Genomic DNA, 13,860 nt, shown 5'->3' on the forward strand with positions numbered 1-13,860 from the left:
AACAAAGGGCGGCGTCTGGCAATTATCGCGCCGCCACTGTTGTTTGCGCCTCAACGACGTTAGCCTGAAAGCCGGACAATCATGGGGGCTTTATGGAAGCGATCGCCGCGCCAGACGCGCAAATCTGGAAACGTAACTTATGGGTGTGTGTGCTGGGTTCGTTCAGCACCATCGTGGCGATGACGCTGCTGCTGCCGTTTCTGCCGCTCTACGTGCGCCAGCTCGGCGTGACCGAGCCGGCGGCGATTGCGCGCTGGTCCGGGCTGGCCTACGGCGCCACCTTTTTCAGCGCCGCGCTGACCGCGCCGCTCTGGGGCCGACTGGCGGATCGCTATGGGCGCAAGCTGATGCTGATCCGCGCCAGCCTCGGCATGGCGATCGCGATGGCGCTGATCGGCATGGCGACCGCGCCCTGGCAGCTGGTGGCGCTGCGGCTGCTGGCGGGGCTGCTCGGCGGCTACGCCTCTGGCTCGACGATTCTGGTGGCGGCGCAGACGCCGAAGGCGCACACCGGCTGGGCGCTGGGCGTGCTCTCGTCCGGGATTATGGCGGGCAACGTGGTCGGCCCACTGCTGGGCGGCGTGCTGCCGCCGCTGATTGGCATCCGGCATACCTTCTGGCTGACCGGCGGCGTTATTTTTCTCGCCTTTCTCGCCACCACCTTCTTGCTGAAAGAGCTGCCGCGCCAGCCTGCCGCGCCGCGCCGCGCGCAAGAGGCGCCGGACGTCGGCCGCCACGGCGTGGTGAAGCTGATGTGGCTGTCGGGCATGCTGCTGATTTTTGCCAATATGTCGATTGAGCCGATTATCACGCTTTATATCGGCCAGTTTGTGCAGGGCGACCACGCGATTACCGTCACCGCCGGGCTGGTGATGGCCGCCGCCGCGCTGGGCAGCATTCTCTCGGCGCCGCGGCTCGGCAGGCTGGCGGACCGCATCGGCCACGGGCGCGTGCTGAGCGCCGGTCTGATCGCCTGCGCGGCGCTGCTGATCCCGCAGGCGTTTATCACCGCCGCGTGGCAGCTGGTGGCGCTGCGCTTTCTGATGGGCATGGCGCTGGGCGGACTGCTGCCCTGTATCACGGCGATTATTCGTCATAGCGTGCCGGAAGGGCAGGTTGGCCGCATGCTCGGCTACTCGACCTCGGCGCAGTATATCGGCCAGGTGAGCGGCCCGCTGTTTGGCGGGTTTGTCGGCGGCGCGTTCGGCATGCGGCCGGTGTTTCTGCTGACGGCAGCGGTGATGTTGTTGTGTGGCGCGGTGAACTGGCGCCGCAGCCGACATCATTAATTTAAATCATTATCCTGTCAGGAGGGGAGCTGATACTGTGTGCCATAGTTAACATGGAAGCTTGAAAAGTTCCCGTGAACGTTAACCGGGAGTAACCTATGAATATCCAGGAATATATAGCGGAACGCTTGTTTGCTGCGCGCGCTGAAGCGGGTTTAAGCGCTGTCGCCGTTGCCGATGCGATTGGCGTCGTGCGGCAAACTTACAGTAAGTTTGAGCAGGCGCAGGGCGTACCGACCGTGACGCAGCTTATTGCGCTCTGTAAGCTTTATAACAAACCGATCGGCTATTTTTACGACAGCGATGAAGGCACGTTTCGCTTCGCCATGCGGGCGGACCATCCCGATATGCTGGACAGCAAGCTGCGCAATGCGCTTATCAGCAAACTCCAGCATATCCATGCCATTGAGGAAGCCGCAGACGCCAGACAGCCAGAAGATCTTCCCAATTCGCTGCCGATATTTACGGCGAAGGAAGAGGATCTGTTAAGGGTCGAGGATAAAGCCGCAGAAGAGCGGCGGCGTCTCGGCGTCGGCGATGCCACCTGCGTCGGCGATATCGTGGCGCTGCTGGAGTCATTCGATATCCGCGTCATCCCCTTTAGCCATCAGGCTGAAGAGGGACTGGTGTCCGGTTTTTCGGCCTTTAGCGATAAATACGGCACGGCGATCTACGTCAATAATCACCCTTCCGTGTCGGTTGAGAGACAGATATTCAGCATCTGCCACGAATACGCGCATATCATTTTTCATCGCGACGACTATACCGGTCCCGCAAAAACCTATAAAACGCGCGGCAAATCGGTTTCGCCAGAAGAGAAAGTCGCCAATCATTTCGCCGCCTGTTTTTTGATCCCTGAGCATGCGCTGCGTAAGCAGTTCCTGATGCAGGGCGGCGGATGGGCCTATGAGGAGACGGTTATGCGGCTAAAAAGCATTTACCGCGTCTCCTTTGCCTGCATGGTCGACCGTCTGAGCAAATGTCGATTAATATCGCCAAAAAACGCAGCCTGGCTCTGGAGCATTACGCAGCAAAAAGGCTGGAACAGGCAGGAACCCAAGCCGATAAGGGATCCGCTCAGCTATAAAGAGCGCCTGCTGGTGCTCTCTCGCAAGGCGTGGGAAGCAGGAACGGCATCGGAATCTTTCCTGGCGGATCTGCTGGAACTCAACAGAAAGGAGCTAAGCGTACTGCTGGAAAAATGGTACGCCGATCAGGAGGCTGGCGAGGATGCCTTTTCAATGCCCCAGATGCGTCATTGATACCAATGTCCTGTCCGATTTCTATGGGTGCGGCTGTTTAGCGCTGATCTGGCAGCTGTTTCCCGGCGGCGTCTGGATCGACCCTTACGTATGCGAAGAGCTGAAGGTGAAATACCAGCTGGACGTTCAGCAGACGCTAGCGCGTTTGCAGCTGCCTTACGCCTTCACCAACGATTACGAACCCGAACATTACGCGGAAATGCAGGAAATTAAAGTACGCCGACGCGCGCTTAAACATGCTGATATAAGCTGTGTTCTTCAGGCGCGTTTACAGGATGCAACCTGTCTCTCTGCCGATAATGCGGTGTTTAAAACCTGTCAGGAGAGGGGGATCAGAGTCGCCAGACATGGCGGCATTCTGGAAGAGGCGATTAACCGCCATATGCTGAGCAAAGCGCAGGCGCGCCACTTTTTTCAGGCCTTCCTCGATCGCGGTCTAACCATGAAACCCTCTATCCGCGACGCGCTGCTGGCAAAATTTTCCTGAAACGGCAAAAAAAATGCCGGTCACCTCAGGTGACCGGCATCAGACGTGCGTTTTAGCTTAGTGCTCGTTTATTTCTCGTCCGGCAGCGCATAGGCGATGACATAGTCGCCCAGTTTGGTGCCAAAGGAGCCGTGACCGCCCGCCGCGATGACAACGTACTGCTTGCCATTCGCTTCATAGGTCATCGGCGTCGCCTGGCCGCCAGCCGGCAGACGCGCCTGCCACAGCTGCTCGCCGGTTTCGGTGCTGAAGGCGCGCAGATAGTTATCTGCGGTCGCACCGATAAAGAAGACCTTACCGGCTGTCGCGATTGGGCCACCCAGCATCGGCATACCCATCTTGAACGGAATCGGAACCGGCGCGCTGTCGCGCGTAGTACCAATACGTTTCTTCCAGACAACCTCGTTGGTCTTCAGGTCGACCGCAGAAACGTAGCCCCAGGCCGGCTGCTTACACGGCAGACCAAACGGCGACAGGAACGGGTTCAGCTCCACGCCGTACGGCACGCCATACTGCGGCTGGATACCGGTTTCAGTACCAGAACCGCCGTTCGCGCCTTCAGGCGGCTCGATCGGGTTGCCTGGACCGCGCGGCACCAGTTTAGACACAAACGGCAGCGCCATCGGGTTGGCAATAGCGATCTGGCGATGCGGATCGACCGCGATACCGCCCCATTCGAACATGCCCAGGTTGCCCGGGAACACCAGCGTGCCCTGCTCGGACGGCGGCGTGAACGGACCTTCATAGCGCAGGCGCTTGAAGATCACGCGGCACACCAGCTGGTCATACAGGGTCGCGCCCCACATATCCTTGTCCGTCAGGTTCTTCTTCGGACGGTAGGTCAGCTCAGAGTAAGGCTGCGTCGGCGACACGTGATCGCCTTTCGCCGCGCCCTGCGGCACCGGGGTCTCCGGCGCGGGCACCACCGGCTTGCCGGTGCGACGATCCAGCACGAAGATGTTGCCGGTTTTGGCCGGGGCGTAGATCACCGGAACGGTATTACCGTCTTTATCGGTGATGTCGGCCAGGGTCGGCTGCGACGGCAGATCCATATCCCACAGGTCGTGGTGCACGGTCTGATAAGACCAGACCAGCTTACCGGTGGTGGCGTTCAGCGCCAGTACGCTGCTCGCATAACGCTCCTGCTCTGGCGTGCGGTTGCCGCCCCAGATATCCGGGGTAGAAACGCCCATCGGCAGATAAACGGTATCCAGTTTCGGATCGTAGACCGCCGGCGCCCAGGAGTTAGGCGAGTTCATGGTGAAGGTGTGTTCGTCAGCCGGAATCGCGTTTGGATCTTTCGCGCCCGGATCGAAGACCCACAGCAGTTTACCGGTGTTAACGTCGAAGCCGCGAATGGCGCCTGACGGCTCGCGAGTCGAGTAGTTATCGGTAACCGCGCCGGCGATCACGATAGTGGTATCGGTGATAATCGGCGGAGAGGTCGGCTCATACTGACCCGGCGTGGTAACCGGCTGCTTGTGCTGCAGATCCAGCTCGCCGTTGTTGCCAAAGGCAGGGCAGCGCGCGCCAGTTTCCGCATCCAGCGCGAACAGGCGACCGTCGTTTACCGGCAGGTAAATACGGCGCGAGCAGAGCGCAGGCTGGCTGTTTGCCGCGTCGGCCGCCGCAGGCACTTCGTGGTAAGAGACGCCACGGCAGGTCACATGCTGGAAGGTCGGATTCGGCTTCAGGCCCGGATCAAATTTCCACTTCTGCTTGCCGGTGGTGGCGTCGAGCGCGAACAGGATCTGATGCGGTGAGCAGAGATAAACGGTGTCGCGGACTTTAATCGGCGTCACTTCGTCGGTAATTTCGCCCGGATCGTTGGCGGTTTTCAGGTCGCCGGTCTGGAACTGCCAGGCTACCTGCAGGTTTTTCACGTTCTCTTCGTTGATCTGCTTCAGCGGAGAGAAACGGGTGCCCTGCTGATCGCGTGCATACGCGGGCCAGTCAGCGTCGTCGATCGCGCTCAGCGGCTGCGCCGGCGTGGCGTTCTGCGCGGTTTCCGGCAGCTTGCCGTTCACCGTCTGCGGATCGTTGAATACCGCATACGCCAGCACCAGTGCGCTGGCGATCAGCGCCACCGCCATGCTGCCCAGCGCGGCTTTGCTGCCCGCGTTTACGCTACGGTAAACAAACGGCAGGATCAGCCAGACGCCGAAAATCACCAGCACGTCGGTGCGCGGCGCCAGGGCCCAGAAGTCGGTGCCGACTTCCCACACGCCCCAGATCAGGGTGCCGATCAGCAGCAGCGCATAGAGAACCAGCGCAGTGCTTTGGCGACGTGACAGCAGATAAGCGGTGATAAGCATAACCACACCGCCGATAACGTAATACCAGGAACCTCCGATAGCGGCTAACCAACCACCGCCTATCAGCATAAACGCGCCCGTCAGGAATGCGAACAGCACCGTCAGGAAACGAATTACGCCAAAAGATGAGGAACTTTTCCCCATAATGTCGACCTCGTTTTTTTGCCATAAAAACACAGAAAACAACGCATTAGGCTGTTTTCACGTCATAAAGTACGTAAGAAAGCAGGTGTTCAATGCTGCTCTTCCCGTGAGCATCGCAATCCATGTGAGTTAAATTTTATAGCAAAAACGTTAAGAGGTTTGATTTTTTTAGCGCTTTGCACTTACGGGCGTAATTAGCACGACATTTTATGGGGGTTACGCTGCGTTATGGCGCAAAGCCTGCGTCCATAACGCTAGCGGTTAGGTTTTTCCTCGGTAATTCAGGGGGAAGGCGCAGACGCGCGGCGCTGGTGCTGCCAGCCCGCTATATTTAGCGCGCGCATCACCTCAGCGGGCGGCGCCGGTTGCGTGCTGCGGACAATAACCATCATTTCCCTTTCAGCAAATGAAGATAATAAAAACGGAAAGGTGAATTTTTGATAATTAGCGTTAAAGAAATCTTCGCTTAACACGATGCCGGCAAAAGGAAAAGATTCAATCAGCCGCCAGTCGGCACCGGGCGGCGCAAAGTCGATCAGCCAGAAGCGAAAAACGGGAATTATTTCAGGCAAAGCGAGGCGGCACTCTTTAAACGCCTCATAGTTAATCGCCAGCCGAACCTGCTCATGCTGCCAGTAATGATATTGCTCCGGCGCGGCAATGATTTGTTTAAGCTGCTTCACGCCAACAGGAATAATCATTAAGGCTGCTTCATTTGCAGAGTGATTTTTCCATGCAACTATGTCGGCGTTATTATTGGTTTCCTCAACATCATCCAGTCGGTAAGGCTTAGAATAACAAGAACCCAGCAATGTACCGGCCGGGCAGCGAATCTCTTCAGTAACATATGGATTGTACAAGCTATTTTCCATGCATCTCTGGTTAAAAGAAAAGTCGGACAAAATTAAAAGTGTTTCTCAAGGTAACGCTCAGGTTACTGCTGGACTCAATATAAAACGGAAATATTAAAGACGTCACCCTTTTTATGCGCAGTGCCGCCCGGTAATTAACGCGCCTCGGTTATGCGTTTTCTAATAATTTACTGGTACTAATTCTGTCTTTCTGGAAATAAATAGTCTGATAATGGTCAGTAATAAAGCCGTCACGACGGGTGGCAATTAATGGCCGCACGAAGGCACAGAGCGACATTGCCAGACGTCCCGAAATCAAGCACGCTGTGCTGCGCATTCACCTGCGCGGATAAAGAAGAGAGGCTCGCGCCATGACGTGAGCCAGCATACTGATTAACGGGATAGAATATGGGATCTATGGCTCCGACAGCGGACGAGTCGCTGTTAAAACACCGCGCGTTTGTCGCATTCTGGCTGGCGCGCACCTGCTCATCGTTTGGTTTTCAAATGTTCTCCGTTGCCATTAGCTGGCAGATCTACGCCCTTACCAACAGCGCAATGGCGCTGGGCATTATCGGCCTGATGCAGTTTTTGCCGTCGGTGCTGCTGGCGCTGCCCGCCGGCCATCTGGCCGATCAGTTTGACCGCCGCCGCATCGTGCTGCTGGGCCAGCTGATTGAGTGCGCCGCGCTGGTGGCGCTGGTGTTTCTGACGCTGTTTCACTGGGCGGGCAAAATTGAAATCTGGGGGCTGGTGTTTCTGATTTCGGTGGCGAAAGCGCTGGAGTGGCCCGCGATTACCTCTATGCTGCCGGCGCTGGTGCCCCCTGGGATCCTGGCGCGCGCGATGGCGTCGACCTCGGTCGGCAGCCAGGCGGCGGTGATCGTCGGCCCGACGCTGGGCGGCCTGCTCTATGTTGCCGGGCCAGATGTGGTCTACGGCGTCTCCGCCGCCTTCTATCTGCTGTCGCTCTGTCTGGTGGCGCGCCTGCGCTACGAGCGTCCGCCGCAGACGCGCCTGCCGATGAACCTGCCCAATCTCTTTGCCGGGGTGCGCTTTATCCGCGATCGCAAAGATGTGCTTGGGGTGATTTCGCTCGATCTCTTCGCGGTGCTGCTCGGCGGCGCCACGGCGCTGCTGCCGATTTTCGCCCAGGATATCCTGCATACCGGCCCGTGGGGGCTCGGTCTGCTGCGCGGTGCGCCGTCGGTGGGCGCGCTGCTGGTGGGCATTTGGCTGAGCCGTAATAAGCTGGAAAAACATGTCGGCATGATTATGTTCGGCTCGGTGGCCGGATTTGGTGTCGCGACGCTGGTGTTCGCGCTCTCAACGCAGCTCTGGCTGTCGCTGCTGGCGCTGGCCGCGCTCGGCGGCTTCGATATGGTGAGCATGGTGATCCGCGGCGCGCTGGTGCAGCTCGACACGCCGGACGATATGCGCGGCCGCGTCAACGCGGTAAACGCCATCTTTATCAACACCTCGAACCAGCTCGGCGAGTTTGAGTCGGGCATGCTGGCCGCCTTTTTCGGCGCGGTGCCCGCTGCGGCAATCGGCGGCGTCGGCACGCTGGTGGTGGTTGGCCTGTGGATGGCGCTGTTTCCGCATTTACGCAAGCGGCAGAAACTGGAGAATGATCCCCAACATGAAGCGACGCGGAATTAAGCATGGATCCTGACTACTATCTTGGCATTGACGGCGGCGGCACCCGCTGCCGCGCAAGGCTGACCGACGCGCAGGGCGTGCTGCTGGCGCAGGCCGAAGGCGGCCCGGCGAACGTTTTTGCCGCCTATGACGCGGCCATCGACGCGCTCAACGCGCTGATCGCGCGGGTGACGAGCGAGGCGCGCATTGCCGCCGCGCGGCTGCATATCGTCGCCGGGCTGGCGGGCGCCAACGTGCCGTCGGTTCAGCGGCGTCTGGCGGGCTGGCGCCCGGCGTGCGCCTCGCTGCGCGTGGTGACCGACGTCGAAATCGCCTGTATGGGCGCGCACGGCGGCGCGCCTGGCGCGGTGTTTATCGTCGGCACCGGCAGCCAGGGCGCCTGCTGGGACGGCGACAGCTTTACCCTGCTGGGCGGCTGGGGCTTTGCCCTCTCCGATCTCGGCTCCGGCGCGATTCTTGGCCAGCGCGCGCTGCGGCTGGCGCTGCTGGCGCATGAGGCGATCCTGCCCACCTCGCCCCTGACGCAGCGTTTGATGGCGCGCTTTGAGGATGAGGCGGAAACGCTGCTGCTCTGGTCGCAGCAGGCGACCACCGCTGACTGGGGCAGCGTGGTGCCGGAGGTGTTCGCCGCCGCGCAGCAGGGCGATGTCCACGGCCTGGCGCTGGTGCGGCAGAGCGCAGAGGAGATCGCCCTGATGGCGCAGCCGCTGCTGGCGCGCCAGTCTGGCAAGCTGGCGCTGATGGGCGGCCTGGCGCAGCCCATTGCGCCTTATCTGCCGGAAACGCTGCGGCGCCAGCTGACGACGCCGCAGGGCGATGCGCTGAGCGGCGCGCTGGCGCTGGCCCGTCACCGCTGATTTTGCGAGGCGGCGCACAAAGCGGCAAGGTGGCGGCCAGACAAAGGTTTCTGCGGGCCGGACGCGTTGAAATAGCGGCTTCTTCTTTAGCAGGAGCCGAACCATGCATCTTTCCCTTGCCGATTTTCACCCTGCCGCCGACGGCGAAACCCTGGACACTGCCGCGCTGCAGCGCGCGCTGGATCAGCTGGCGGCGCACGGCGGCGGGCGCCTCACGGTGCCCCCGGGCCGCTACCGCAGCGGTACGCTGATCTTATCGTCCGATAGCGAACTGCATCTGGAAGCGGGCGCGGTGCTGCTCGCCAGCCGCCGGCCTGAAGATTATCAGCGCGTAGAGACGCAGAGCGAGGCAGAGCGTTCGCGCTACGCGCTGCTCTACGCCTGTGGTCAGCGCAACCTGACCATCAGCGGCAAGGGCAGGATCGACGGCGACGGCGAGGTCTGGTTCGCCGCCGAACGCGACGATCAGGGTTATCGGCAGCCGCAGCCGCACCGGCCGCGCATAATCGTGTTCGAAGCGTGCGAGCAGGTGACGCTGGAGGGGTTCAGCATCGTGCAGGCGCCGATGTGGACGGTGCATCTGGTGAGCTGCCGCCACGTGCATATCGATCATCTGACCATCGACAACGCGATGACGATGCCTAACACCGACGCGCTCGACATCGACAGCTGCGAGGCGGTATTCGTCAGCAACAGCTACTTCAGCGCGGCGGACGACGCCATCTGCATCAAAACCACCGCTAAGCCCGCCGCGCTCCGCCGCGCCGCGCGGCAGATCACCATCAGCAACTGCCTGCTGCGCTCCTACAGCTGCGCCTTTAAGATCGGCAGCGAAACCTTCGACGATATCGAGGACGTCACCGTCACCCACTGCACCCTTTTTGATTCCAATCGCGGCATCGGCATTCTGTCGCGCGACGGCGGCACGATGCGGCGGTTGCTGTTCAGCCATCTCACCTTTGTCTGCCGCCACGCGCCGCCGTGCCACTGGGGCAAGGCGGATCCGCTTTTCGTGTCGGTGCGCCCGCGCGATCCGGCGGTGCAGCCAGGGCGGGTCGAGCAGCTGCAGTTCACCCACGCGAGCGGCACAGCCGAGGGGGCGATCAACCTGCACGCGGCGCGGCCAGGAGATATCCGCAACGTGCTGATCGCCGACGTGCAGCTGCGGCAGGTGGTCAGCCGCCAGAGCGGGCAGGGCGAGTATGATATTCGGCCGCCGTGCAACCCAGAGGCGCCGACCGGCATGGGGATGGACAACGCCTGTAAATGCGATCCGGCCACGGGAGAGGCGTTCGGCGTCGAGCGCTATCCTCACGGCCTGCCGGCGCTGTTTGCGCGCGGCGTCGAGGATCTGCGCTGGCGTGAGCTGGCGGTGGAGCGGCCTGAACCGCTGCCGCCAGGCTGGAGCGCTGAGCGCTTTGTCGTGGATTAGGCGCTGAGCGCGGCGGCGATAGCGGCGCCGAGCGCTTCGGTGCCCGCTTCGCCGCCCAGATCGCGCGTCAGGTACTCGCCCTGCGCCAGGGTGCGCTCGATGGCGTCGAGCACCGCATCGCCCGCTTCCTTATAGCCGAGGTGCTCCAGCATCATGGCGCCGCACCAGATCTGGCCGATGGGGTTGGCCACGCCTTTGCCGGCGATATCGGGCGCGGAGCCGTGCACCGGTTCAAACAGGCTGGGAAAGGTGCGGTCCGGGTTGATGTTGGCGGAAGGCGCGATACCGATGGTGCCGGTACAGGCCGGGCCGAGATCGGAGAGGATATCGCCAAACAGGTTGCTGGCGACCACCACGTCGAACCAGTCGGGATGCAGCACGAAGTTGGCGGTCAGAATATCGATATGGTACTTGTCGACCTCTACCTGCGGATAGTGCTCGCCCATCGCCTCGACGCGCTGATCCCAGTAGGGCATGGTAATGGCGATGCCGTTGGATTTGGTGGCGGAGGTCAGGTGTTTTTTCGGGCGGCTGTTGGCCAGCTCGTAGGCGAATTTCAGGATGCGATCGACGCCGACGCGCGTCATCACCGTTTCCTGGATCACCACTTCGCGTTCGGTGCCGGGGAACATGGTGCCGCCGACGCTGGAGTATTCGCCTTCGGTATTTTCGCGCACCACGTAGAAGTCGATATCCCCCGGCTGGCGGTTGGCCAGCGGCGCTTTCACGCCGGGCATCAGGCGCACCGGCCGCAGGTTGACGTACTGATCGAATTCGCGGCGGAACTGCAGCAGGGATCCCCACAGCGAAACGTGATCCGGCACGATCGCCGGCCAGCCCACCGCGCCGAAATAGATCGCATCGAAGGTTTTCAGCTGCGCGAACCAGTCGTCGGGCAGCATCTTGCCGTGCTGCTGCCAGTATTCGGCGCTGGCGAAGTCGAACCACTCCCAGCGCAGCGCGATGCCAAACTTCTCCGCCGCCGCGTTCATTACGCGAATGCCTTCCGGCATCACCTCTTTACCGATACCGTCGCCGGGGATTACGGCAATACGATGAATTTTTTCCGTCACAGGGCACCTCTTTGGGTTGATGTTCGAATTGTCGAGGCAGTATAACTTTGCATCACCGGGAAATAATTAGCCTGAAACGCAAGCCAATGTTGAATCAAAGTAAAGAATCCCGCACCTCGACCGACGATCTCGCCTTTTTTGTGCGTATCGCCACCCTGGGCAGTTTAACGGCGGCGGCGCGCGATCTCGGGCTGTCGCTGGCGGCGGTAAGCAAGCGCCTGAGCCAGCTGGAGCGGCGGCTCGGCGTGCAGCTGCTGAAGCGCACCACGCGGCGGCTGGAGCTGACGGTCGAAGGGCGGCGCTATCTGGAGGGCGCGCGTCCGCTGCTCGATCAGCTGGCGGCGCTGGAGGAGGCGGTAAGCAGCCAGACCCAGGTGCTGCGCGGCACGCTGAATATCAACGCCTCGTTCGGCTTTGGCCGCCGCCACGTCGCGCCCTGCGTGTCGGCGTTCGCGGCGCTGCATCCTGAACTGGCGCTCTCGCTGCAGCTCAGCAGCCAGCCGCTCAATTTTCTCGACGCCAACGTCGATATCGACGTGCGCGTCGGCGAACCGCCCGATTCCCGGCTGGTGGCGCGTCGGCTGCGCACCAACCCGCGCATTCTCTGCTGTTCGCCCGCCTATGCCGCGCGCTGCGGTCTGCCTGACGATATCCATGCTCTGGCGCAGCACAACTGCATTCTGCTGCGCCAGCATGAAGGGGACTTCACCCTGTGGCGTTTTGTGCGCGAGAAAGAGAGCGTCAGCCAGAAGGTGCGCGGCAGCCTGCTGACCAACGACGGCGAGGTGGCGATGCGCATGGCGCTGGACGGACACGGCATTCTGCTGCGGTCGTGGTGGGATGCGCAGCACGCCATCGCGCGCGGCGAGCTGCTGCACGTGCTGCCGGAGTGGCAGGCGCCCGACGGCGATATCTTCGCGGTCTGGCAGGCGCAGCGTCAGCTGCCGACGCGTATTACCGCCTTTGTGGATTTTCTGCAGGCGCGGCTACGCGCTGAGACGTAAAGGCTGTGGCAGCAACGGGTTAACATTTACACACTGATTGTTAATGCGTATGATTCTCATTCTTTTTGCGCGCGCAGCATCAGGGCGCAGCTTATTTCACAAGGGAGTTATGCATGAAATCTCTGTTCAGCCCGCGCCACGCCGCGCTTGCTCTGGCGGTTGCCGCCGCCTTTGGTCTGAGCGCCTGCCAGGCGCCAGCAAAAAAAGCCGAAGCACCAGCCGCCGCCGCCGCGCAGCCAGCCACCTCGCAGGTGAAGCAGCGTGAACTCGGCTTCGGCCTGTATGAGATGGCTTACGTGCCGGGCAGTAAGGCGCTCTACGTCGCCAGCGCCGACGCCTTCAAGGATGTCAGCGGCGGGGTGATCTATCGCCTCGATCCTGCCACGCTGGAGACCACCGGCAAGGGCTACACCGACCTGAAGAATTTCGGCATGACCATGAGCAGCGACGGCAGCGTGCTCTACGTGACCAACTCGCTCGACGGCGGCGTCTCGAAGATCGATCCGGTCAAGGGCAAGGTGCTGGCGCGCACCCTGTTCAGCGAGCGCAACGAGAAGGGCTTCCCGTTCGGCGCGCGCGAGATCTTCCTGCATAACGATGAGCTTTATATCGGCGGCGTGGGCGATCCGGGCGTGATCTGGGTGGTGGACGCGCAGAGCATGAAGCTGAAGACGCGCATTAAAAACGCCGGCAAGTGGGTGACCGGCATTATCTATTCGCCGGTCACCGATCGCATCTACGCCGCGAACGGCGGCGGCGAGATCCTGGTGATCAATCCGCGCAGCCATAAGATCGAGAAGCGTCTGACCGCTGGCGACGGCAAAGAGTATCTGCTGCTGAATATGGCGGAGGATCCGGCCACCGGCCGTCTGTTCGTGACGGATAATTCAAAGGCGAAGACCACGCTGGTGTTCGACGAGCGCAGCGGCAAGGTGATCAAGCGCATCGACGGCGACGCGCTGGGCATCAAGTTCAACGCGAAGCGCAACGAGATCTATATCAGCCAGCGTGAATCGCAGAAGGTGCTGCAGCTTGACGCCACCACCTACGCGGTGAAAAACAGCTGGTCGTTCGAGGGGCATCCCAACAGCCTGCTGGTCACGCCGGATGGTCAGACGCTCTACGTCACCATTAAGCAGGGCTTTAATAAGGATCACAGCAGCAAAGGCCCGGACAGCGTGGCGCGCATTCAGCTGAATTAAGGCGAAGCGGCGTGGTTTTTATTTCATAGCGGGCACAAATCGTAAAACGCGGGCCATGCAACCCGCGTCGGCACGCTGCAAGATTTTGAAAGGACGCCGATGGCGTAATGCTTGTCAGTTAAGCATGGATGATAACGCCGTCTGAGGCCGCTCAGAGGCTGGCGGTCCTCGCGCCGCTGACGCGGTCCCTTCACGCCATTCGCCTGCCTGACGGACCGGTGGGGATGGAACATCCCTGTTCCAGCCCCACCTTTCGCCCGCATCCCTGCGGGCTCTCCTGGC

The 13,860-nt window shown here is 61.1% G+C and carries 11 protein-coding genes; 8 read left to right on the forward strand and 3 right to left on the reverse strand.

Features of this window, described 5'->3' with window-relative positions:
• Nucleotides 1–92: 92 nt before the first annotated feature.
• The 3 genes from B2J69_RS16275 (at nt 93) to B2J69_RS16285 (ending at nt 3,038) form a co-directional block, all read left to right on the forward strand.
• Nucleotides 93–1,289 (forward strand): MFS transporter, encoded by a 1,197-nt coding sequence (locus B2J69_RS16275; RefSeq protein WP_081140691.1) that lies wholly within the window; start codon nt 93–95, stop codon nt 1,287–1,289.
• A 98-nt stretch (nt 1,290–1,387) separates the two neighbouring features.
• Entirely contained in the window at nt 1,388–2,551 is a 1,164-nt protein-coding gene (locus tag B2J69_RS16280) for an XRE family transcriptional regulator (protein ID WP_081140692.1), read from the forward strand.
• The gene (locus tag B2J69_RS16285; protein WP_081140693.1) at nt 2,520–3,038 is read left to right on the forward strand and encodes a hypothetical protein; all 519 of its coding nucleotides are present in this window, start codon (nt 2,520–2,522) and stop codon (nt 3,036–3,038) included. Before B2J69_RS16280 ends, B2J69_RS16285 begins: the two co-directional genes overlap by 32 nt.
• A 68-nt stretch (nt 3,039–3,106) precedes the next feature.
• Here B2J69_RS16285 and B2J69_RS16290 read toward each other — a convergent pair whose 3' ends face one another.
• Entirely contained in the window at nt 3,107–5,497 is a 2,391-nt protein-coding gene (locus tag B2J69_RS16290) for a glucose/quinate/shikimate family membrane-bound PQQ-dependent dehydrogenase (protein ID WP_081140706.1), read from the reverse strand.
• A gap of 281 nt (nt 5,498–5,778) precedes the next feature.
• Complete coding sequence (locus B2J69_RS16295; protein WP_081140694.1) at nt 5,779–6,369, reverse strand: hypothetical protein; 591 nt, start codon at nt 6,367–6,369, stop codon at nt 5,779–5,781.
• Between the two features lie 387 nt (nt 6,370–6,756).
• Here B2J69_RS16295 and B2J69_RS16300 point away from each other — a divergent pair, with 387 nt between their 5' ends.
• The 3 genes from B2J69_RS16300 (at nt 6,757) to B2J69_RS16310 (ending at nt 10,299) form a co-directional block, all read left to right on the forward strand.
• Nucleotides 6,757–8,010 (forward strand): MFS transporter, encoded by a 1,254-nt coding sequence (locus B2J69_RS16300; protein ID WP_081140695.1) that lies wholly within the window; start codon nt 6,757–6,759, stop codon nt 8,008–8,010.
• Between the two features lie 2 nt (nt 8,011–8,012).
• A complete protein-coding gene (locus B2J69_RS16305) occupies nt 8,013–8,867 on the forward strand; it encodes a BadF/BadG/BcrA/BcrD ATPase family protein (RefSeq protein ID WP_081140696.1) in 855 nt (284 codons plus the stop codon).
• A 103-nt stretch (nt 8,868–8,970) separates the two neighbouring features.
• Nucleotides 8,971–10,299: a glycoside hydrolase family 28 protein gene (locus tag B2J69_RS16310; protein ID WP_081140697.1), complete on the forward strand. Its 1,329-nt coding sequence runs from the start codon at nt 8,971–8,973 to the stop codon at nt 10,297–10,299.
• Here the strand turns inward: B2J69_RS16310 and B2J69_RS16315 are convergent.
• Nucleotides 10,296–11,372, reverse strand: coding sequence for a tartrate dehydrogenase (locus B2J69_RS16315; RefSeq protein ID WP_081140698.1), 1,077 nt, complete (start codon nt 11,370–11,372; stop codon nt 10,296–10,298). The two genes, B2J69_RS16310 and B2J69_RS16315, sit on opposite strands and share 4 nt — an antisense overlap.
• Nucleotides 11,373–11,458: 86 nt before the next feature.
• On the opposite strand from B2J69_RS16315, the gene B2J69_RS16320 reads away from it, so the two are divergent.
• Both B2J69_RS16320 and B2J69_RS16325 read left to right on the forward strand, forming a co-directional pair.
• Nucleotides 11,459–12,376, forward strand: coding sequence for a LysR family transcriptional regulator (locus tag B2J69_RS16320; protein ID WP_081140699.1), 918 nt, complete (start codon nt 11,459–11,461; stop codon nt 12,374–12,376).
• A gap of 113 nt (nt 12,377–12,489) precedes the next feature.
• The gene (locus tag B2J69_RS16325) at nt 12,490–13,578 is read left to right on the forward strand and encodes a YncE family protein (protein ID WP_081140700.1); all 1,089 of its coding nucleotides are present in this window, start codon (nt 12,490–12,492) and stop codon (nt 13,576–13,578) included.
• The last annotated feature ends 282 nt before the right edge of the window (nt 13,579–13,860 follow it).

The organism is Pantoea latae (assembly GCF_002077695.1).
Taxonomy (GTDB): domain Bacteria; phylum Pseudomonadota; class Gammaproteobacteria; order Enterobacterales; family Enterobacteriaceae; genus Pantoea; species Pantoea latae.